Source organism: Providencia sp. PROV268, assembly GCF_028477805.1.
Lineage (GTDB): Bacteria > Pseudomonadota > Gammaproteobacteria > Enterobacterales > Enterobacteriaceae > Providencia > Providencia stuartii.
The window spans coordinates 103,239-125,387 of record NZ_JAMPLW010000006.1; the positions used below are offsets into that span (position 1 = coordinate 103,239).

The 22,149-nt window shown below is 39.4% G+C and carries 15 protein-coding genes; 6 read left to right on the forward strand and 9 right to left on the reverse strand.

Annotated features, from left to right (window positions below; all coding sequences use genetic code 11):
• Positions 1-798 precede the first annotated feature (798 nt).
• Together iolD and PR699_RS05690 are read right to left on the reverse strand one after the other, a co-directional pair.
• The gene (iolD, locus tag PR699_RS05685; RefSeq protein WP_014656440.1) at positions 799-2,736 is read right to left on the reverse strand and encodes a 3D-(3,5/4)-trihydroxycyclohexane-1,2-dione acylhydrolase (decyclizing); all 1,938 of its coding nucleotides are present in this window, start codon (positions 2,734-2,736) and stop codon (positions 799-801) included.
• Positions 2,737-2,748: 12 nt separating this feature from the next.
• Positions 2,749-4,260: a CoA-acylating methylmalonate-semialdehyde dehydrogenase gene (locus tag PR699_RS05690; RefSeq protein WP_004922117.1), complete on the reverse strand. Its 1,512-nt coding sequence runs from the start codon at positions 4,258-4,260 to the stop codon at positions 2,749-2,751.
• Between the two features lie 286 nt (positions 4,261-4,546).
• Between PR699_RS05690 and PR699_RS05695 the strand changes: the two genes are divergently transcribed.
• The gene (locus PR699_RS05695; protein WP_004922124.1) at positions 4,547-5,383 is read left to right on the forward strand and encodes a MurR/RpiR family transcriptional regulator; all 837 of its coding nucleotides are present in this window, start codon (positions 4,547-4,549) and stop codon (positions 5,381-5,383) included.
• Between the two features lie 318 nt (positions 5,384-5,701).
• Positions 5,702-6,694, forward strand: a complete 993-nt coding sequence (locus PR699_RS05700) for a hypothetical protein (protein WP_014656441.1) — start codon at positions 5,702-5,704, stop codon at positions 6,692-6,694.
• A gap of 269 nt (positions 6,695-6,963) precedes the next feature.
• On the opposite strand, the gene PR699_RS05705 is transcribed toward PR699_RS05700, so the two are convergent.
• Positions 6,964-7,218 carry a helix-turn-helix domain-containing protein gene (locus PR699_RS05705; protein ID WP_004922128.1) on the reverse strand — a complete coding sequence of 85 codons (255 nt, stop codon included), beginning with the start codon at positions 7,216-7,218 and terminating at the stop codon, positions 6,964-6,966.
• A gap of 754 nt (positions 7,219-7,972) precedes the next feature.
• Here PR699_RS05705 and glgC point away from each other — a divergent pair.
• The 4 genes from glgC to PR699_RS05725 all read left to right on the forward strand — a co-directional run bounded on the left by glgC (position 7,973) and on the right by PR699_RS05725 (position 14,507).
• Positions 7,973-9,265: a glucose-1-phosphate adenylyltransferase gene (gene glgC, locus PR699_RS05710; RefSeq protein ID WP_004922133.1), complete on the forward strand. Its 1,293-nt coding sequence runs from the start codon at positions 7,973-7,975 to the stop codon at positions 9,263-9,265.
• Between the two features lie 4 nt (positions 9,266-9,269).
• Positions 9,270-11,723 (forward strand): glycogen/starch/alpha-glucan family phosphorylase, encoded by a 2,454-nt coding sequence (gene glgP / locus PR699_RS05715; protein ID WP_014656442.1) that lies wholly within the window; start codon positions 9,270-9,272, stop codon positions 11,721-11,723.
• A 201-nt stretch (positions 11,724-11,924) separates the two neighbouring features.
• Positions 11,925-12,812 carry a helix-turn-helix domain-containing protein gene (locus PR699_RS05720; RefSeq protein WP_272577826.1) on the forward strand — a complete coding sequence of 296 codons (888 nt, stop codon included), beginning with the start codon at positions 11,925-11,927 and terminating at the stop codon, positions 12,810-12,812.
• A 315-nt stretch (positions 12,813-13,127) separates the two neighbouring features.
• On the forward strand, positions 13,128-14,507 hold the full coding sequence (locus tag PR699_RS05725) for a sugar porter family MFS transporter (RefSeq protein ID WP_014656443.1): 1,380 nt from the start codon (positions 13,128-13,130) through the stop codon (positions 14,505-14,507).
• Between the two features lie 78 nt (positions 14,508-14,585).
• Here PR699_RS05725 and PR699_RS05730 read toward each other — a convergent pair whose 3' ends face one another.
• From PR699_RS05730 to PR699_RS05755, 6 genes are all read right to left on the reverse strand, one after another.
• Entirely contained in the window at positions 14,586-16,628 is a 2,043-nt protein-coding gene (locus PR699_RS05730) for a TonB-dependent copper receptor (RefSeq protein WP_014656444.1), read from the reverse strand.
• Between the two features lie 136 nt (positions 16,629-16,764).
• Positions 16,765-17,199, reverse strand: a complete 435-nt coding sequence (locus PR699_RS05735; RefSeq protein WP_014656445.1) for a DUF2946 family protein — start codon at positions 17,197-17,199, stop codon at positions 16,765-16,767.
• Between the two features lie 361 nt (positions 17,200-17,560).
• Positions 17,561-18,592 carry a phosphotriesterase gene (locus PR699_RS05740; RefSeq protein ID WP_004922160.1) on the reverse strand — a complete coding sequence of 344 codons (1,032 nt, stop codon included), beginning with the start codon at positions 18,590-18,592 and terminating at the stop codon, positions 17,561-17,563.
• A gap of 1 nt (position 18,593) precedes the next feature.
• Complete coding sequence (locus PR699_RS05745; RefSeq protein WP_036941236.1) at positions 18,594-19,559, reverse strand: DMT family transporter; 966 nt, start codon at positions 19,557-19,559, stop codon at positions 18,594-18,596.
• A 124-nt stretch (positions 19,560-19,683) separates the two neighbouring features.
• Positions 19,684-20,421, reverse strand: coding sequence for a glutamine amidotransferase (locus PR699_RS05750; protein ID WP_004922167.1), 738 nt, complete (start codon positions 20,419-20,421; stop codon positions 19,684-19,686).
• A 25-nt stretch (positions 20,422-20,446) separates the two neighbouring features.
• The gene (locus PR699_RS05755; RefSeq protein ID WP_272572931.1) at positions 20,447-21,667 is read right to left on the reverse strand and encodes a PfkB family carbohydrate kinase; all 1,221 of its coding nucleotides are present in this window, start codon (positions 21,665-21,667) and stop codon (positions 20,447-20,449) included.
• Between the last annotated feature and the right edge of the window lie 482 nt (positions 21,668-22,149).

Genomic DNA, 22,149 nt, shown 5'->3' on the forward strand with positions numbered 1-22,149 from the left:
TTAACGGATATTTTAGAATATTCATTTCATTAATTATCATTTCGTCACAGCGACTCCTTTTATTTTGACTGCCTTTTTCCTGATAAAATGAAAGAGTCGACGTGAGTTCCCCCGCTAAAACCATAAATATGGCACAAGATAAGCTCCCAGCGAACTGAACGACCAACGATCAAAGGAACAGCTTTAAGATGTGAAGTGAAAGGAGTTACGCCACTTTATGCCAAGAAAACGACTTTTCGACTTTGAATTGTTGTTGCCATTTCACCAACGAGTACTTCATACCTTCACCAAAATGCGTTTTTTCTCGCACTCGGTAAAATGAGTTAACACTTGCCGTGATACATCAACCTAAATCATATTGCTTTCCCGACAATCTTCGACAATGCCCAGCCCTATTAGAGAAACATTGAGGTGTCTCTTCTTCGCTGATTGATGGTATTTTTTTCATCAATCTCACTTAGTCTTTGCCGACGCTCATCATTTTATTAAATCGCTTTTAACCTTCAATGCCCAAAATGGATAAACAAAAAACCCAGCTTTCGCTGGGTAAAAAGAAATAACCTAATGACGTCAACCACTTTAATCGTCAAATAACAACCACTGCATCCATGCAAACTTCCCGATAAATAACCTGATCTTGTCTGATTAGAGCTCATCACCGCTCTCAATATTTCAATGTGCCGATTGGCTAAGGCGGATTATTTCCCCTTATTAAACAAGCATATTTCAACTTATTTTGAGCGATGCAAAGAGATGGCTAAAGCATTTAGCCCATTACCCTCCCTACAGAGTAATGATTTAGTACTGCCGTACTCGGTTAGCAACCATGTCTTTGATTTTGTCTGCTGCGGCAACCACTTCCGGTTTCTTCGCGACCTGCGCTGTTCCGGTACGCCACCACGCTTCATAACCGTTAGTCATCGTTTTAGGGAGTACTTTGATATCAATTAATACACAACCTGAATGCGATTTAGCATCCTCAATTGCGGCGATCAATTGAGCTTCATCATGTACGCGATAACTCTTACACCCATAACTTTCGGCATTTTTAGCAAAATCAACTTTAACTAATGGACCATCCATTTGCCCTGTTTGTGGGTTACGATGACGGTTTTCCGTTCCGAAACTCCCCATGCCTTGACTCATTTGCAGGTTATTAATACAACCAAAACCTGCGTTATCGAATAACAGAATGGTGATCTTCACGTTTTCTTGGATAGCCGTTTGTAACTCACTGTGTAGCATCAAATAGGAGCCATCACCGACCATCGCATAAACAGGTTGTTCCGGGGCTGCTATTTTTGCGCCAATGGCAGCAGCAATTTCATACCCCATACATGAATAACCATATTCCAAATGATAAGTATCAGGATGCTTAGGTAACCAAATACGCTGTAAGTCTCCCGGCAATGACCCTGCTGCACCAACAACGATGGCATCATCTTCCATATGGCGCTGCATTAGCCCCAAGACGCGAGTCTGTGCCAACTCTGTACCAAGCGCTTCACGATACTCCTCTAATTTATCATCAAGGTGACCCGCTATTTCTGGCACAAAATTCAATGGGCTATATTGAATCGAGAATAATCTATCTAACTCAGATTGCCACTGTTGCTTAGCTTGTTGAATACGCTCACCCCACTGTGCTTGATAGCCAGTACCTTGTAATAAAGCATCCAGTGCCGTTAGCCCTTCTTTTGCATCTGCAATAATTTTTAAGGCATCGAGCTTATAGGCATCAAACTCAGCAACGTTAATATTCAAAAACTGTACATCAGGGTGACTAAACAGCGACTTTGATGCGGTAGTAAAGTCAGTGAAACGTGTTCCCACACCAATCACTAAGTCGGCTTCTTTTGCTAGTAGGTTCGCGGCTAGGCCGCCTGTTGTACCAATCCCCCCCACATTTAAAGGGTGGCTTGCCACAATGGCACTTTTACCTGCTTGAGTTTCGCCAAATGGGATTGCATAGTGCTCCGCGAAAGTACGGAAAGCATCATGCGCTTCGGAATAACGTACCCCACCACCGCAGACTAACAGTGGCTTTTTCTTGCTACGAATTAAACTGACCGCTTCTTCTAAACTCACGGTTGTCGCTGGACGACGTTCAATGCGATGAACACGTTTAGCAAAGAAATAGTCCGGATAATCCCAAGCTTCACCTTGAACATCTTGTGGCAAGCAGATTGTTACCGCTCCCGTATCTGCCGGGTCGGTTAAGACACGCATGGCATTGATCATCGCTGACATCAATTGCTCTGGACGAGATACCCGATCCCAATAACGCGAAACAGGCCGGAAACAATCATTCGTACTGATCGTGCCATCACCATATTGCTCAACTTGCTGTAATACTGGATCAGGCTGACGTGTTGCGAAAGTATCACCTGGCAGCAATAAAAGAGGGATGCGATTCGCGGTCGCTGTCGCAGCCGCCGTCACCATATTTGCTGCCCCCGGCCCAACAGAGGATGTCACTGCACAAATTTGCTTGCGTTTTTTCTGTTTCGCAAACCCTGTAGCAATATGCGCCATCCCTTGTTCATTGCATCCTTGATAAACTTGCAGGTGCCCAGGCGCTTCTTCTAGCGCCTGCCCTAAACCTACTACGTTACCATGGCCGAAGATAGTAAATACTCCCTGAATAAACGGATACTGCTCGCCATCAACCTCAACATATTGTTGGTTAAGAAACTTAACTAATGCCTGAGCTGTGGTCATTGTCTGCTTATTCATATGGGGCTCCATTTATTCCATAGTTGGCATTGTGAAACTGCTTTCATGATGTTCCAGACGGACACTTGCAGGCCAACGGCTGGTAACCGTTTTCATGCGTGTATAGAAACGTACGCCATCATTTCCATGAACATTCAGCGGTCCAAAGATAGAACGTTTCCAGCCACCAAAACTGTGGAAAGCCATCGGAACTGGAATTGGTATGTTAATACCCACCATCCCCGCCATCACATTCTCTTGGAATTCACGAGCCGTTTCACCATCACGAGTAAAGATAGCCGTACCGTTGCCATACTCATGTTGATTGATCAGTTTCAGACCTGTTTCAAAATCTGGAACACGCACAATGGCGAGTACTGGACCAAAAATTTCATCTTTATAGATGTCCATGTCTGGAGTGACATTATCAAACAGAGTTGGCCCTACAAAGTAGCCATTTTCAAAACCTGCCACTTTGAAATCACGTCCATCAACTAACAGGCTAGCACCTTGTTTTTCACCGCTGGTGATATAGTCACAAATTTTTGCTTTATGCTGTGCTGAAATCACAGGCCCCATATCATTTTCTTTACCATCAACGATACCCGGACCTACGGTCATTTTAGCGATTTGCTGTTTCAAGTTTGCAATCAGTGTATCTGCGGTCTCATCACCAACAGCAAGCACGACGGATAATGCCATACAACGCTCACCAGCCGCACCAAACGCCGCCCCCATAATCGCATTTGTCGCTAGGTTCATATCCGCGTCAGGCATTAGGATACAGTGGTTTTTTGCACCACCTAGTGCTTGGCAACGTTTGCCATGCTCTGAGGCTGTTGTGTAAATGTATTCTGCGATTGGTGTTGAACCCACGAAACTGACCGCCTGAACTTCAGGTGCACGAAGCAATACATCAACGGACTCTTTGTCGCCTTGAACAACGTTAAAAACACCATCGGGTAAACCCGCTTCTTTTAATAGTTTTGCTAATTCAATAGCGAGTGATGGATCTTTTTCCGACGGTTTTAGGACAAAGGTGTTGCCCGTTGCCAATGCGACTGGGAACATCCACATAGGCACCATCGCAGGGAAGTTAAATGGCGTAATGCCAGCACATACCCCCAACGGCTGCATTAAGGAGTGGCTATCAACACCGGTTGCCACATTGGCGGAATGTTCACCTTTCTGTAAATGTGGAATGCCACAAGCAAATTCAACGACTTCCAGACCGCGAGTTAATTCACCGACAGCATCTGAAAATACTTTACCGTGCTCTTTCGAAATCAAACGCGCCAAATCATCCATATTCTCTTCAAGCAGGGCTTTAAATTTAAATAGGATACGCGCACGTTTTAGTGGAGACAGTTTTGACCACTTAGGGAAGGCTTTATGGGCAACCTCTATTGCCTGTTTAGTTTCAGCAGCACTGCTCAACACAACTTGAGCTGTTTGTTCACCGGTTGCAGGGTTATATACGGGTGCAAAACGCCCACTTTGGCTGGATACAAGTTCACCGCCAATGAAATTCTGAATCTGTTGCATGTTGCCTCTCTTTAGCTGATAGAGTTACCTTGTTGCTAAAGATATATGAAATATTCATTTCATTTTCAACTAAAACTGAAATAACATTCAATTTATGTGATCCAGACTGAGTTTTTATGAAATTGTCGATTGAAGATAAAGACACTGGTTTCAAAAATCGTTTTAATCAGCCCTCAGATAAAAAGCAATATGAATTGATTATTCCATTTAGTTGGATTAGTTTTTCAAAAAAATTCGACTAACGGCTGAAAATAACTACAATCAATAGCCTAGTCACGGAGGTTTTATGTCAACTGCATCGAATTTAAATGAGTTTCAGGAGCAAGTTCGTTCCCGTTACGATGAACTAAGTAAACGGCTACAGCAAGTAGCACGATATGTTTTAGATAACACAAATAGTGTGGCTTTTGATACAGTTGCTGTCATCGCTAAGGAAGCCAATGTTCCACCATCTACCTTAATCCGTTTCGCTAATGCCTTTAATTTCAGCGGATTTAACGAAATGAAACAGTTATTTCGTATGAATTTAGTGGAAGAAACGGCAAGTTACACCGATCGCGCCCGTTTATTTCGTGAAATGGATAGCGACCAAGAACTGAGTGATGATCCTGCTCAGATTTTAAAAGAGTTTGCTCACTCAAATGCGCAAGCGCTACAACAAATGGCAGCGAGAACCCCCGCTGAAGATCTTGAAAAAGCCGTCACCCTATTAGCCGAAGCAGAAAATGTCTATATCATTGGGTTACGTCGTTCGTTCAGCGTTGCAACCTATCTTAGCTATGCCCTTAGCCACTTAGAGTGCCGTCCACAATTGATCGATGGCCTTGGTGGTATGTTCAAAGAGCAAATCAACCGAATTAACGAAAAAGATGTTGTGGTTTCTATTAGTTTCACACCTTATGCAGAAGAAACCATTATGGTGAGCGAAAAAGCCGCCCAAACTGGCGCAAAGCAGATTGTTATCACAGATAGCCAAATCAGCCCACTCGCTAGTTTTAGTGATGTCTGTTTTGTGATCAAAGAAGCCCAAGTTGATGCCTTCCGTTCCCAGTCAGCAACCTTGTGTCTTGCGCAATCACTCACTGTTGCACTGGCTTATCGCCAAGGCAGTAAGCTAGTTTAATCTTAAGACGGGCTTTGGACACAAATACCTCCGTTGTGACTTAGCCCGGAACATTACAAAGCGGTATCGATTCCCCTTCCCTTTCAATATTCCTCAATTTCGGCAATCTCCAAACTCACTAACCTGTACCTCGTTTCTTGATGCTATTAATCACCACTCATGGATGAAATCTAAGCCTATTACCAGTGTCTTTAAAAATTGTGAGACTCATCAGAAAACATGAATTTCAATAAAAATAATAATGAAATTATTATTTCACACTGTTATGTTGAGATTATGTAAACACCTGAAACTAACCTTTCGGTGAGGAGCTTGGTAATGAATACACATTTTCTCTATTTGTTTGGCCACCTTCGCTTACTTGAAGAGCAGCATGCGCTTGTCTCGTTAAATAAGACAGGTATTGGCCTCATAGGCTCCCCCACGCACAATACATGGTACACAGAAGCGATATTGCATAGCCAACATCATTGTCAACTCAACTCCGTTTGTTCGTTAGATTCACCGATACCTTCAGCTGCATACTTTATTTGCCAAAAAAGAAAAATCGAGCATCTCATCGACAATGATGCGGTTGATACAATTATCGTGACATCCCTATGCAGTGAAGAGCTATTAAAGTTTATTATTCAATCTGCGATTAATTCAGGAAAAAATATTTTACTCAATAATGTTCCAAATTATGGAACCAATGAGTTAGTTAATTTACTCAAATTAGCTAAATACAACGATGTTAATATCTGCCAAAATAGCCTGCTTCGTTTTTCTCACCAGTATGATGAAATGAAATCAATCTTATCAAATAAGAGTACTCGTGATAGTAGTTTATTGCGCTTATCCGCCCACCGTCAAATTGATAAAATGGATTGCCTTTCCAAAGAGACATTACGTTCATTAATTGCAGAAAAAGTATCGCTGCTCCTTAATTTACTGCCTGAATTTAAATTTGATTCCCTCTCAATTCAATATTCTCGTCCATTTTCACACATTGAAAAAGGTGATGTGCTTATGATTAATTTAAAAGACAGCAATGGCTTTTTAGCCTCGCTAGAACTGTTTTTTAATACAGGGAATGTTTCTGATAAATTATCCCTTAAGCAATGCCATCATGATCTCCAATTTGAGAATTTTCTAATGTCTAATAACCAATTCTCAATAATTAACGAAAATTCATTGATTATAAAACAGCTTGACCATTTCATCTTAAATCCACATAAAACAAACAAAATCGTCATAAACTCACAATTAATTGATATCAATAAAATAACTGAATCGATTTTAAATCAATTGGAATTAAATCAGTTTATTTGATAAGTGAATTTATAATCTACCTAAATCAATAATGTATTCAATAATAACCTTGTTGATTATTTTTTGATAATAAAAATCAAACTATTCAGTATAATTACTTAATTAACAATCAAGGCCGGAAGAAATAGAGCCAAAAAAGATAATGACTCTGTCATTCCTTCCGGTCCGATTAACTTTCTCATAGTATCTCTCTATGTTGATATTTGGTGCTTTTGTTGACGGTGTTTACAAGATATTTTATAGCCTTCCCTGAGTGTATCATACGCCTATTAATGAATGGTGCAGCGTGTACCTAGGTTAACGTTAACAACACCATACAGAAACGTCGTTGGCTCCAAGTTAAATAAACAGGCAAATTGGAATAAAGAATCGACATCGATACAGCTTTCACCACTTTCAAAGCGAGTCATCTCATCTTCAGAAACGCCAATTAGTCTAGCCGTTTGTTTTAACGTCATTTTATGACTTTCTCTTTGTTTACGAATTTTGATACCAAGTAGTTTTGCAATATTATCTTTTTGCATAATAACCCCCTAAAAAAATAAATTAAGTAAAGTTAGTTTTGACGATGCGTAAATTAGCATTCTGCTTCCATAAATTAATTGATTTAAATTAAAAAATGACGCCAAAAAACTCATCGAATTATGAATAGTACTAAATGATTAATTTTAGCCATAAAACATAACCCAGTGAATCATAAGAACATTTTTAAAATAGATCTTTTTATCCCTAGATATTTATTGTGACATTAATCACAAAAAATGTGTATCCTAACTTCGTATTATTCAGCATTAAACCGTCTTTTTAAGAATTTTATACATGTAAGTTTTATGTGGTTTTTATGTGTTTTATTATTTTTATTTATTAAATTATATAATCACTCTTTAAAAACATTCATAAGATTATCGCCATATTATTATTAAGATAAATAACTTTATTGTTACTAATTATGACATTTTATGTCAGTTGATTTAGGACTAATTTTATTCCAAAAAAGAAAAACATTTAAAGTCATATTTAAATTTCTAAAGTCTAGTATATTATTGAATGTAAGTAATATAAAAAAATAAAAAAAGTCATCTTTTTTAGATTAAAAGTAATCAATAAACGATTATATTAATTTTTACTATACTTGAATATTTTGAATAACAGTAGATGGCGGACAAAATAATAGTTAAGTCATTGAGTTCAAAAGAACAAAAACTTGAAATATGAAAGGTATACACCAATAGGGAAATCTTTAAATAACAGTTTGCTTATTTTGGAGAGTTCTAAGGTATGTCTCAAAATGATATGAATAATATGATGATGTTAGCTCGTCATTTGCCTCAAAAGGCCGTTGCTTTGATCCTTGCTGGAGGTAAAGGTACTCGCCTTAAAGGATTAACGAGTAAACGAGCCAAGCCTGCTGTTCATTTTGGTGGTAAATTTCGTATTATCGATTTTGCATTATCAAATAGCCTAAATTCGGGTATTAGACGAATTGGTGTTATTACCCAATATCAATCTCATTCATTAGTACAACACATCCAAAGAGGATGGTCGTTTTTTAATGAAGAAATGAATGAGTTTGTCGATTTACTACCCGCACAGCAACGCGAAATTACCGACCATTGGTATAAAGGCACGGCCGATGCGGTCTATCAAAATATGGATATTATCCGTAATTATCGTGCAGAATATATTGTGATCCTTGCGGGTGACCACATCTATAAAATGGATTATTCACGCATGTTGCTCGATCATGTTAACAATGATGCAAAATTTACCGTTGCCTGCATCAAAGTGAAAAAAGAGGAAGCCCATCAATTTGGTGTAATGGAAATTGATGAGAATCGTTGGATAACCCAATTCCATGAAAAACCACAAGACCCGCCGGTACTAAAAGATTCGCCTGATTCATGTTTAGCGAGCATGGGGATCTATATTTTTAACAGTGATTATCTCTACAAAATGTTAGAAGACGATAGCCTTTGCCCGAGTTCCAGTAATGATTTCGGTAAAGATATTATTCCCAAAATAGTGGCCAGAAGAGAAGCTCTCGCTCATCCCTTTGAATATTCATGTGTCACCAGCAATGCCGATGTTCCTCCTTACTGGCGCGATGTCGGAACATTAGAAGCCTATTGGTCAGCAACACTGGATCTTGCCTCGGTAACCCCTGAGTTAGATATGTATGACCGCAACTGGCCTATCCGTACTTATATGGAGCCTTTACCACCTGCAAAATTTGTCCAAGACCGCTCGGGAAGCCATGGCATGACCATGAATTCACTTGTTGCGGGGGGTTGTATCATTTCAGGATCGATTGTCATACACTCTGTGTTATTCCCTCGCGTGAGAGTCAATTCATTCTGTAATATCGAATCTTCTATTTTACTGCCCGGAGTGAATATTGGGCGCTCATCACGTTTACGCCGCTGTATTATCGATAGAGGCTGCGTCATTCCAGAAAATACCGTTATTGGCGAAAACCCTGAAGAAGATAGCCAACGCTTCTATCGCACAGAACAAGGTATCGTTCTCGTCACAAAAGAGATGTTAGATAATTTACATAACAATAAGGAATAAGATTGTGAGCACTCATTTTGTTTACGAATGTCATTCGCCACTAGTGACACAAGAAGCACTAAAAAGCTCCATTATCTATAAATTAAAATTTGTGATTGGCAAAGAACCTTATATTGCGACACAACGAGAATGGTTAGAAGCCATCATACTGGCGGCTCGCGATCGGATCGTTGACCGATGGATGGCGACGAACCGTGCAACCTATTCACAGCAGCTTAAGCAGGTTTACTATCTATCGATGGAGTTTTTACTCGGTCGATCATTATCTAATACATTAATTTCAATGAATATGCATGAGGATCTAACCCAAGTCGTGGCTGAGCTTGGCTTTGATTTTGAGCAATTGTTAGAGCAAGAGACAGATCCCGGCCTCGGTAATGGCGGCTTAGGCCGCCTTGCCGCATGTTTTCTCGATTCTCTCGCAACCCTGAATCTCCCCGCATGTGGTTATGGTATTCGTTATGAATACGGCATGTTTAAACAAACCATTCGTAATGGACAACAAATCGAATCCCCTGATGATTGGCTGATTCATGGCAACCCTTGGGAGTTTCCTCGAACAGAAAATCGCTACCAAATCCAATTTGAAGGCCATGTGACCGAAGAAGAGGGCCGCTATCAGTGGGTAAAAACGAACGATATTATCGCTGTCGCTTATGACCAAATTATTCCTGGCTATAATACTGAGGCAACAAATACCCTGCGTTTATGGAGTGCCAAAGCTAGCGATGAATTTGATCTGCAAATTTTCAATGATGGCGAATATTATGCCGCGGTTAAGAAAAAAAATGAGTCTGAAAACGTTTCTCGTGTCCTCTACCCAAACGATTCAACCTATTCAGGCAAAGAGCTGCGTTTAAAACAAGAGTTCTTCTTAGTTTCTGCATCTGTGCAAGACATACTTCACCGCCATTGGTTGGTTTACCAACGTTGGGATAACTTAGCTGACAAAGTGGCAATTCATTTAAATGATACCCATCCTGTTCTTGCCATTCCTGAGTTAATTCGTCTATTAGTCGACAAACACCAAGTCAGTTGGCAGGATGCCTTAGCATTAGCACAAAACGTGTTCTCTTATACTAACCACACGCTGATGAGTGAAGCTTTAGAAACTTGGCCTGTCGAGATGATCCGTAAAATTCTGCCGCGCCATCTACAAATCATTTATCAAATTAATGACGAATTTTTGCAACATGTGAGCCAAAAGTTTCCGCAAGATTACGAATTGCCGCGTCGTGTCTCCATCATTAATGAAGAGTATGGGCAGCTTGTGCGAATGGCGTGGCTGGCGGCTATTGTCTGCCATAAAGTCAACGGCGTCTCTGAGTTACATAGTCAACTTATGACCGACTCTCTGTTTGCCGACTTTGCCCGAATTTTCCCTAATAAATTCTGCAACATCACCAATGGCGTGACACCGCGACGTTGGCTAGCTATTGCTAACCCAAATCTGACTTCGGTTATAGAAAGCTGTATCGGCCAACAATGGTTAGTTAATTTACCTCAATTGACTGAATTGAAGCAGTGGATGGATTACCCTCAATTTTTAGATAAGCTGCAACAAGTTAAACACAGTAACAAAATTAAATTAGCGCGTTTTATTGCCCAGACACAACAAATTGTGGTTAGCCCTGAAGCCTTATTTGATGTACAGATCAAGCGTATTCATGAATATAAGCGGCAGCTCTTAAATTTACTGCATGTCATCACTCGTTATAATCGAATATTAGCAGATCCAGAGCACAACTGGGTGCCCCGCGTGGTGATCTTTGCAGGTAAAGCCGCCTCCTCATATAGCGCGGCAAAAAAAATCATCCACCTCATTAATGATGTTGCTGCGGTTATCAACAATGATGCGCGTATCGGTTCGCGCTTGAAAGTGGTGTTTATTCCTGATTATGGAGTAAGCCTAGCTCAGAAAATAATTCCGGCCACCGACCTTTCTGAGCAGATTTCACTTGCAGGTACAGAAGCCTCCGGAACCGGTAATATGAAATTCGCACTAAATGGTGCATTGACCATCGGTACACTCGATGGGGCAAATGTTGAGATACGCGAACATGTTGGCCACGATAATATTTTTATCTTTGGTCATACCATCGATGAAGTAAAACAAATCAAACAGAATTACTACTATCCACGTTGGTATTATGAAAATGATGCTGAACTGAAACAAGTGATAGACCAGATAGCACAGGGTTACTTTAAACCTGACGTTCCTAACTTTTATCAAGATTTAACCTACAGCTTGCTCGATGGCGGTGACCCATATTTATTGTTTGCAGATTATCGTAGTTACATCAATACACAGGAACAAGTCGACAATTTATATCAAGACCCATTATCTTGGCAGTCTAAGGTAGCAAAAAACATCTGTAATATGGGCTTTTTTTCTACTGATAGAACAATCCAAGACTATGCCTCACAAATTTGGAATATCGAATCTATCAATTTATGACCCTATGAATTAGATTAATCTAGACATTTTGGTTAAGGTCAATTTAACGAGAAACTTACTTAACTTCACAACTATTTAAAAAAATTCTCAGTCGGCATGCTATCCTGATACCGACTGGGATGTATCTGTCTAGTATAAAAGTCCAATTTTTAGCCAGTTATGATTTTATACTTTGGGCAAAGTTAATTTAAAAGGGTCATCATGCTTCAGGAAAGTGTTATTAGAGAAATGATTCTCTGGATCGAAAAAAACTTAGAGTCACGCCTGTCTTTAGATACTGTTGCCGAAAAATCAGGATACACCAAGTGGCATTTTCAGCGCCTATTTAAAAACCAAACAGGACTTGCTCTCGGTTCTTACATTCGTGCTAGACGATTATCGTGCTCAGCCGTGGCATTGAGGCTAACTAATGATAGCATCATGGATATCTCTTTACGCTATCGTTTCGATTCACAGCAAACATTTTGTCGTGCATTTAAAAAACAATTCAATATCACCCCTTCTGAATACCGCAAACGTACCGGATGGAAAATTGAAGGTTTTTGCCTGCCACTAAGAGAAAGTAAAGAGTTCAGCGTTAAGGTCAGCCTAACCAAATTAGATCCCGTTAAGGTTATCGGTAAACAGCATCGCTATACCAAAAGCATCAATGAATGGAATTTTAAAACCCAAGAGCTGAGACGCTACTATTGGAGAGACTTTATCAATGAGGCTCAGTGTGTCACAACCAATATGTATGCTATCCACGGTGTTGATTCTATCAATTATCAAGAGGGGCAATTCTGCTATACCACAACCTTTGAAGAAAGTGGTGTTGACTCCCCTACCCCTAATCTTAAAAGCATAACTCTCCCTGCTGGCGATTATCTACAAATTAAGTTTACGTGTGATGAACTCCACGGTATTGATTACAACGACATTATCTATACCGTATATGGAAAAGTACTTGCGAGTATGGATATTGCTCGGGGTGAAGGCTGTGACATTGAAAACTATGTTTTAAAGTCTACGCCCGATTATAAAGAGTTTATTGAAAACTCACGCCTCTATCTTAAAGAATTAAATTATTATATCCCTGTCATTATTTGATTAAATTAAAGAAAACTAACTTACACTGAGTTAGTTTTCTTTATTTCTTATATTTAATCTTAATAACTTATCTAACAGATAATTAACTTTCATTTCATTTTCATAAAAACAATCATCATTAAAAGTCCATCAAATATAGATAATCAATTCTATGATGTTAATAATTATTTGAATATTACTTCATTAAAGTTCATATTAAATATATCGAGTGTTGAAAATAAACAAATATCACGTTAGCATAAATTTTAGTTTCATCTTTTTAAAGGACAGATAACTGAGTTAATAATCCAACTTTGCAATAAAGGACTAATAATCATGGTTAAGAATAATACCTCAACAAGTCTTATGGTTATCTTTGTCGGTTTACTGGCAGCACTCGCAGGCCTCTTCTTTGGTTTAGATACGGGGGTTATCTCTGGTGCACTTCCCTTTATTAGTCAACAGTTTGATATCTCATCAACCCAGCAAGAACTGGTTGTCAGCTCAATGATGTTTGGTGCCGCAGCCGGCGCTATTATTAGCGGTTGGTTATCATCTTTAAGTGGTAGAAAAAAGAGTTTACTGATCAGTTCAATATTATTTATTATTGGTGCATTAGGCTCCGCCTTTTCCCCTAATGCCAATATACTTATTATTTCGCGAGTCATATTAGGACTCGCAATTGGTATTTCTTCATTCACAACTCCAGCTTATTTATCAGAAATCGCACCGAAAAAGATCCGTGGTGGAATGATATCTATGTATCAATTAATGATTACAATAGGTATCTTACTTGCATTTATTTCTGATACCGCTTTTAGTTATGATCATGCTTGGCGTTGGATGTTAGGGATCACAGCTATCCCTGCTATTTTGCTTTTTATTGGCGTCACTTTTTTACCCGAAAGCCCCCGTTGGCTTGCCAGTAAAAATAGATCGAATGATGCTAAAACTATATTATTAAAATTAAGAAAATCAGAAAATGAAGCGTTCCAAGAGCTGGATGATATTTTTAATAGCCTAAAGATCAAGCAATCGGGATTCGGTTTATTTAAAAATAACAGTAATTTCCGACGTACTGTATTTTTGGGTATTGCTCTGCAATTTATGCAGCAACTGACAGGTATCAATGTCATTATGTACTATGCCCCTAAAATATTTTCATTAGCGGGGTTTGAAAGTACCACCCAACAAATGTATGGCACAGTTCTTATTGGCTTAGTCAACGTCATAACAACCATTTTTGCCATCTCAATCGTTGACCGTTTTGGCCGTAAAAAATTATTGATCTTTGGCTTTAGTGTCATGGCAATCAGTATCGGCTTACTCGCCTACTTGCTCTCTTTTGATACGCATACCGTTCTAATCCAATATAGTAGTATTGCCTTTTTACTTATCTTTATTATTGGATTTGCCGTGAGTGCGGGACCGATTATGTGGGTCTTATGTTCTGAGATACAACCACTGAGAGGTCGTGATTTCGGTATCACCTGTTCAACTACCTCAAATTGGGTAGCAAATATGATCGTTAGCGCTACGTTCTTAACACTGCTATCGACTTTAGGGGATACGAATACTTTCTGGGTTTATGCTGGGTTAAATGCTGTATTTATTATTATCACGCTCTATTTTGTCCCAGAAACAAAAAATGTTTCATTAGAGCAGATAGAAGAGAACCTAATGAAAGGCAATGCGCTACGCAATATTGGTCGATAAGCATCCACAATTAAACGTTATTTTTGTAGAACACCCGATATTACCTCGGGTGTTCTGTTTTGATAAAACCGCTTCTCGTTAGAAAGTTAAGTTCAATTTCGCCCAAAACGTTCTGCCCGGCTCATTCACGGGTTGATTAGAGGAATAACCAAACCCACTATTACCCGCTAAGTTTAGGTGTTCGCTATAATTTCTATCAAATAGGTTATCAACACCAGCACTTAACTTAACATGATCATTCACCCGATAAGCGGTATTAACGGAGAAAATCGTGAAACCAGCACTGCTACCGAAGTCTTTCCCGACTACGTTACCATCATTAATCGCCACACGATGTTGGCTACTGACAATACGCATTAGCCCTGTTGCCGTCCAATCATTCTTTTCCCAAGATAAACCAAAACGGGTTTCTAATGGCGGCATCTGCGGTAATGGTTGCCTATCACTGCGGTTTTCCCCCCAAGAATAAGCGAGACTTGCATCCGCTTTCCACGCATCACTGAGCTTATAGGCGACGCCCATTTCTCCCCCCATGATCATCGCATTCACGTTTTCAACTTGACTTTGTCGCGAATTATGTGGGTTATAACGGAATAGGATAAAATCATCGACTCGCCCAATATAAGCGGAAACCCATGCGTTAGTTTTATCATTGCTATATTTTGCACCGATATCTAACTGGGTCGTTTTTTCCGTTTTTAAATGATCGAACACATTGCTTGTTCCATCAGGGCCGTAGGTTGGTGAAAATAACTCCCAATAATCAGGGAAACGCTCAGTGTAACCGACACCGGCATACAGCATGACAGGCATATCAGAAAGCGAATGCTCATAACGCACAAACCCTGCTGGCATCACAGTATTGCGCCCCGATGACCCTACCGCGGTCTCATTATCCACTAATACCCTATCGGCACGCGCACCTGTAACGACTTTCCCATGCGCATTTGCATTCCACGTTAACTCACCAAACAGCCCATAATCTTGGAATGTTGCATCCTTATTCCAGTGGTTATTGCTCTCCTTACGGTGAGTATTAGTTTGCATATCGGCCCCTGCACGTAATTCGTAATCGTTCCATAACCAAGTTCCCATAACTCGGCCACCCACCGTTTTACGATCAACACGCATTTTCATTGGCATATTCATCATGCCATGACCACCGCCCATCATATGCCCCATATGACCAGAGCCGCCCCCCATTGAGCCACTTGTGTCACGTAATGAATAGTTATCCATAATATGGTCGGCATAGTTGTAGTACATATTTGCTTCTAGCTTATCAAGCACTGTGCCAATATTTGTCTTTTCAAAACGCACACCTAGACTTTCGCGTTTGAATTGCGAGCCATCCATTCCACGACCTGCATAGCGAGCTTCACCATCCCCTTTCCCCGCGGTAAGCTCAAGTAACGTGTATTCATCTGGCGTCCAGCCTACAGCAACATCCGCATTCCATTTATCCCACTTTGATGGCACTTTCTTACCATCTCCATCTTTATAATCATTAGAGCGAGATTTATTACCTATTAAGCGTAAATAACCTTTTTCATTCCCCATACTGACATCTGCATTCGCATCCCAACGCTGATTAGAGGCCGTTAACGCACTTGCATTCCCCTGAACACCCGCTTTATCAAAAATGGGTTTTTCACGCTCAAAACGAATTGTACCTGCCGAGTTACCTGGTCCCCAAAGAACTGACTGAGGCCCTTTGATCATCGTTAATAGGTCGAAGTTTTCTGGCGAAATATAAGAGGTTGGGGCATCCATGCGAGATGGGCAAGCGCCTAACATCTCACTATCATTAGTTAAAATCCGTAAGCGAGAGCCAAACATGCCACGAAAAACGGGGTCACCGTTCGTGCCGCCATTACGAATTTGCGAGAAGCCGGGGATCGTTTTCAAATAATCAGAACCATCACTCGCCGGCACTGGCTGTCTAGGTGTTTTTGGTGAGGTGCTGATAGTTAATGGTGAATCAACGGGGGCAGTGACTATCATCACTGAGTGTTCTGAAAATTGACTTTGATTCTCTGCCTCAGCGACTGCGCTATTCGACAATATCGCGGTCGTTACTAAAAGTGTCAGTGGTGCGATTACACATTTTTCTTTGTTCATTATTTTGCCTAATTCTTTTCTTTATGACGTAGCCATGCCGCCTGAATTCGATAATCAAATTCAAGATAGAGAGCAGGCGAAGCCCTTTGCACTCAATACGGCAAATGCAACATTGTGAATTTAAAATGATCAATAATTAATAAGAAAAGAGAGACGGAGGAGCGCGCGCAAAACGCAGAGACCAAGGCCGAAACAAATATGGATGAATACAAGGCTCAAGGGGGATCCGCGTCGTCAGCGTTGCCAATTGGCGAATTGCAATGGCAATAAATAGAATGATAAATGGAAAATGGATCAACAACTGGCAATAACCACAGGCAATGTCTTCCATCGGCGATAGTCCGACTCCCGACATTAACAGATGATTCATCATGCCGTTAGAATGGCATTCTTCAGGCAATAGAGCACCTTGATGCGAATGGTGCATCACGTGTGGTGCCATATTTTCCATTGAAGAACAATCAGCCATTTGCATCATTGACTTTGAGACCAATGGTGCAATAAACAGCATTGCTACTGCAAGTAGCGCAAGATAGGCTGCAAATTGTCTTAATCTATCATGCAGGTGCAACGTTTTTCCGTAATATCTATTGTTATTTTAATGCGCGAAAGTGTATCTCATTTACATCATCGTTGTTATCGTTTTTTGTCAATAATGTTACTTGGCCTACATTCCCTCTATATTCAAATAGAACAATTTGGCACCATTATATTGGCGTAATTTCCATTACATTCATCTGAAATAAAAACCATTCGAAATATTATTTTTACAAGTCATATCCACCAATAGCATTCTCAATAATAAAAAATAGTAAAACGGAAATTATCGACAAAAAGCCCTTTTGCTTTCACGTTCCATAAAAAACAAAAAGCGGCAATAGCTTAGCTATCACCGCAAAATCGAACAGAAAAAAACAAGGGGAGATTATTGATTAAGCTAATAAGTTAGCTGGGTTATCGATACATAAGCGGTCAAGGGTGGCTTGATCGACGCCTTTCTTCGCCAGAAGCGATAGAAAAACATTCGGTACAAAGCCCCATCCATTTCCGCCATTTTTTGCCCACATCTGTTTTAAGAACACATCGTGACTCAAAACGATCTGATTGCTATATCCCAGCTCTATCAACTTATAAACCGCATCAACAGTTTCTGTAACAGTTGGTGCGACCCCTTCTTTAGGGAATGAAATATCAAGCCCTATCATATCGAACTCAAGCCATACGCCTCTGTCTAACATACGACGCTGATAATCGATATCCTTTCCTGATGGGTCTGAGTGCGCTAATGAGATCTTAGCGGGATTAACGCCCATCTCTTTGATTAAAATATCCAATACTTCATCACCACGACGTTGCCAACCAGGCATATGGATATTCATCGAGACATGATCATTGGCAAGCTGAGCGACGGATGCGGCTCTAAGGCTATTTTTTTCCCCTTCCGTAAAAAATGGAGAAACCCCAATTTCGCCAATCATCCCCGCTCGAATATCAGTGCCATCAATACCAATATTCAATTCGTCATCAATCATTTTCGCCATTTCATCGATACTTTTTACTAGGCGCTCGCCTTCAAATTTTTCGATATATAAGCCTGATGAGGCAACGACATTGATACCTGTTTTAATGGACACTTCTCGCAATTGACGAACATCTCGACCAATTGCTTCGGAGCCTGTCGCATCAACAAGCGTTTTACCGCCAAGCTCCTTAAAGTTATTCACTTCATAAATCACATCGTCGATAGGTTTTTTATCCATATTGTCACAGCAGCAATAAGGATCGTGTTTTAGCCCCCATTGAATATCTGCACTGACTTTTTTATCGACCAACACATGCGAGAAATCGTAAAAAGGTTCATCGACAACGGTAGAGAGATCGTTAAACAAATGCTCATGTGGTAGGGTTAAACCCATATCTTCTTTTTTAACTGGCCCAGTGACAGTCTGAATATAACCTTTCATTTTACACTCCTGCCGTTTTCACAGCTTTTGCTTCTCTAAACTCAGGAATTGTTGTGATAATTGCACCAACCAGCGCAAACAGTGTGCCAATAATCGTGACCAGATAGACAGTGTTACCCAATGATGGCAAGAGTAAATCAATCAGAACTGAACCCAGTAATTGCCCTGCTGTTGATGCAACTCCGAGCATTAACAGCCCTAATCCACGAACTAAGATTGCCATTAACGCAATAGACATTAGCCCTAATGGACCACCGAGATACATCCACCACACCCCCGGTAATTCAAGAGTAATGTGACCAAGAGCCATACGGATCACCAAAGCGACAGTCAAAACCGTGAAGCCGACAATAAAGTTCCATGTGATAGATACCATCATTGAACCTGTCGCTTCTGCCACTTTAGAGTTACCCGCTGGTTGCCAACCCGCTAATAGACCCGCTAAGAAAGGAAGAATGGCTAAATAGATAGCAGAGGTAGAGTGCCATTGTGGAGACACCACAAATAAGGTGGCTACCACGGCAAAAACAGCGCCTAATACGCGAAAAAGGGTGAACGGTTTTTTCTCATCGATACCAATACCGAAACGGTCACACAATAGGCCTGATAATAATAGCGCCGATATCAATGCGGTTTGGAAAGTGGCAATCCCTAGTGCACTGGCAGAAGCCCCTTCAGAGAAAACCACCATTGCGCCACAAAGGCCTGCAAACCAGTTCCACAATGGAATTTTACGTTGTTTAATTAAACTTGGAATAGAGGCAAATTGCTGACGAGTCTGTTTTTTCGCTATGATAATAAAAAACATGACGACAAGACCGCTAGCAAACGAAATTACCGCACTTGCGTTGCCATCTTTTAATACATCCCCGAGCTGCCCATTAACGGCAGATTGCATTGGCGATAACATCCCGGCTAAAACCGTCGCTATCATCAGTAATGGTGTAGAATAACTTTTTGCACTCATAAAATATTCCTTTTGGATTTTTTGACTATGAGTCATTATTTTTGTAATCGGAGTACAAAGTGCGGGGGAAATTCCCCACACTTAATTTCTTATTTTTGATATTTTACTTTTGACAATAACTGAATTAACGAGCGATCTGTTTTAGGATATTTACCCACATGTCAGAGTAATGTTCCCAAGCCATAAATTCTTTACTTCCCCAGTGTGGCGAGCAATCACTCATAAAGCAGGCTGTTTTACCCTTTTCATATTGACCAAAGACTAATAAAGGATCTTCGCCAATATTTAAAACGGTTTCTGTATTTTCTTTAGCTTTAACTTTGTTATAGCCTAAAAACATTGGCCATTGTCCAAATCCTTTAACGGATTCATGTTCTGCATTGACTGGTACTGCAAAAATACCTTCAGGTGTTTCAACACGATCATCACCATCAAGCATTTCTACCGGTAATACATCTGCTAATAATGTATTTTTATAATTCGCTTTAGCCTCAATTCCCATAAAGGATAGATAGCCACCTATCATTAATAATCCACCGCCATTAATGACATACTGCTTAATTAATTGCAGTGCATTTGGTAATACTTTCATATTATAAAAAGTATCGTTTTGCAGTAAGAAAGTATTTGCACCAATATCGCTAATGACAACGACGTCATATTTCTCTAACTCTTCTACCGTTTTAGGAAATGCCATTTGAACGGTATGAGCAGGCATATAATCAATTTCAACATTTTTATTTCTTAAGCAATCTAATAAAAATGTTGCACCCTCTTCATATTTACTCGAAGTAAAACTGTCGTAGCCTTTAGTATGAATCATATGAATGTGCCATGACTCACCAATAAATAAAATTTTCATTTTTATTCCTCTTTCAGAATATGAATTATTCAGGGGATTGAGTGACAACCTGAGAGTAGGTTGTTTGGTTAATACGATATATCACGTTAATATCTTCAGGCATTTCTGAAGCTTTGCTCGTTTCTACCGCAAGCGATGAAAATGCTGAAGCATAACGCAACGCATACGAAAATTGCTTACCTTTTGCTAATGAGGCCGCCAATGCGCCATTGAAAGCATCCCCAGCGCCAGCCGTATTTTTGACCACCGCTGTGTAGGCCGGTGAGTAAATAAATTTATTGCCATCGTAAGCAATAGAGCCTTTACTTCCTAATGTGATCACAACCTTTTTAACACCTTTATGATAGATGACGTCGGCTGCTTTTTTAGCCGACTCCATATCCACAACATTCACTCCGGATAGCAAACTGGCTTCCGTTTCATTCGGCGTTAAAATATCGACTTTTTCAAGTAGTTCGATAGCAATATCACTATAAGGTGCAGGGTTTAAAATAATCGGTATATTATACTCATTACCTATCGATATAATTTCCCTTAAGGCTTCAATATTTGTCTCAAGTTGTAGCAAGATAATATTCGAATTAATAATTTTATCTTTTTGAATTTTTACCTCATCAGCACTGATATCCATATTTGAGCCAGGATATATGGAAATAATGTTTTCGCCACTATTTTCTGACACGAAAATTGATGCTGTACCCGTTTGGAACTTTTCAGTTTGGTAAATTGCTGATGTCTTAATTTTTGATGATGAAATAAAATTCACCGCATAATCACTAAATTGGTCAGTGCCAATTTTAGTAATAAAATGGACTTGTGAGTCTGAATAACTTGCAGCTAAAGCCTGATTGCAACCTTTGCCACCTGGTGAAAAAATAAATTTGTTTGATAATAATGATTCGCCTGCCTCTGGTAATCGAGGCAAATAACTAATCATATCAACATTAAATGAACCTAATACACAAACTTTGCCGTTCACTGAATCATCCTTATTGGTTATTTCATTAAGGCTATCGTTACATTCCAGAAACTGTATAATTTCTTTTTTAGCAACCTTATCTAGGGATTCAAATTCAATGAATGCGCCACCATGGCAACGGTTAATAATTCCTTTTTTTGCCAAAGAATTTAAATCTGCTCTAATGGTTTCTTTTGTGACATTCAGTTCTTTCGATAAAACAGAAACTTTTGCTGAGCCTGCGTTTTTTAAAAAATTAATTATTTTTTTATGTCGTTCTGCTTTCATGCCATTTTACCTCATGGCATTTACTCTAAATTAGATAATGTTATTTTAATGTGATAATAATCATATGTTCCCAATGCAAAGCAAAAAAAAGCAAAAAACACAAAAGCTAAAACAAAAAAAAGCAAAAGCATATTACGTTAAGGTAAATTTAGTTTTTAATGCAAAACAAAATAGGAAAGCATTAAGTAATCTAATCATCATTTAATTTAATCATAAAATAATAATTATATTACTTATAAAACAATCATAAGATTAAATAAAATTAAATATTAACTTCAATAGCTTACAAGGAACCAAGTTAATTTATTATTAATAATTAACTATAAAGGATTTTAAATAAATAAATTACTTATTTTTCAATTTTAATCGCCTAATTTCAATATTGAATCGATTCAAACTAAAAATGACCACCATTTAAATAAAACGTATCGAGAAAAATAAAATCAAAAAATGGTACGCAGAATATAAAAACGGGAGCGATT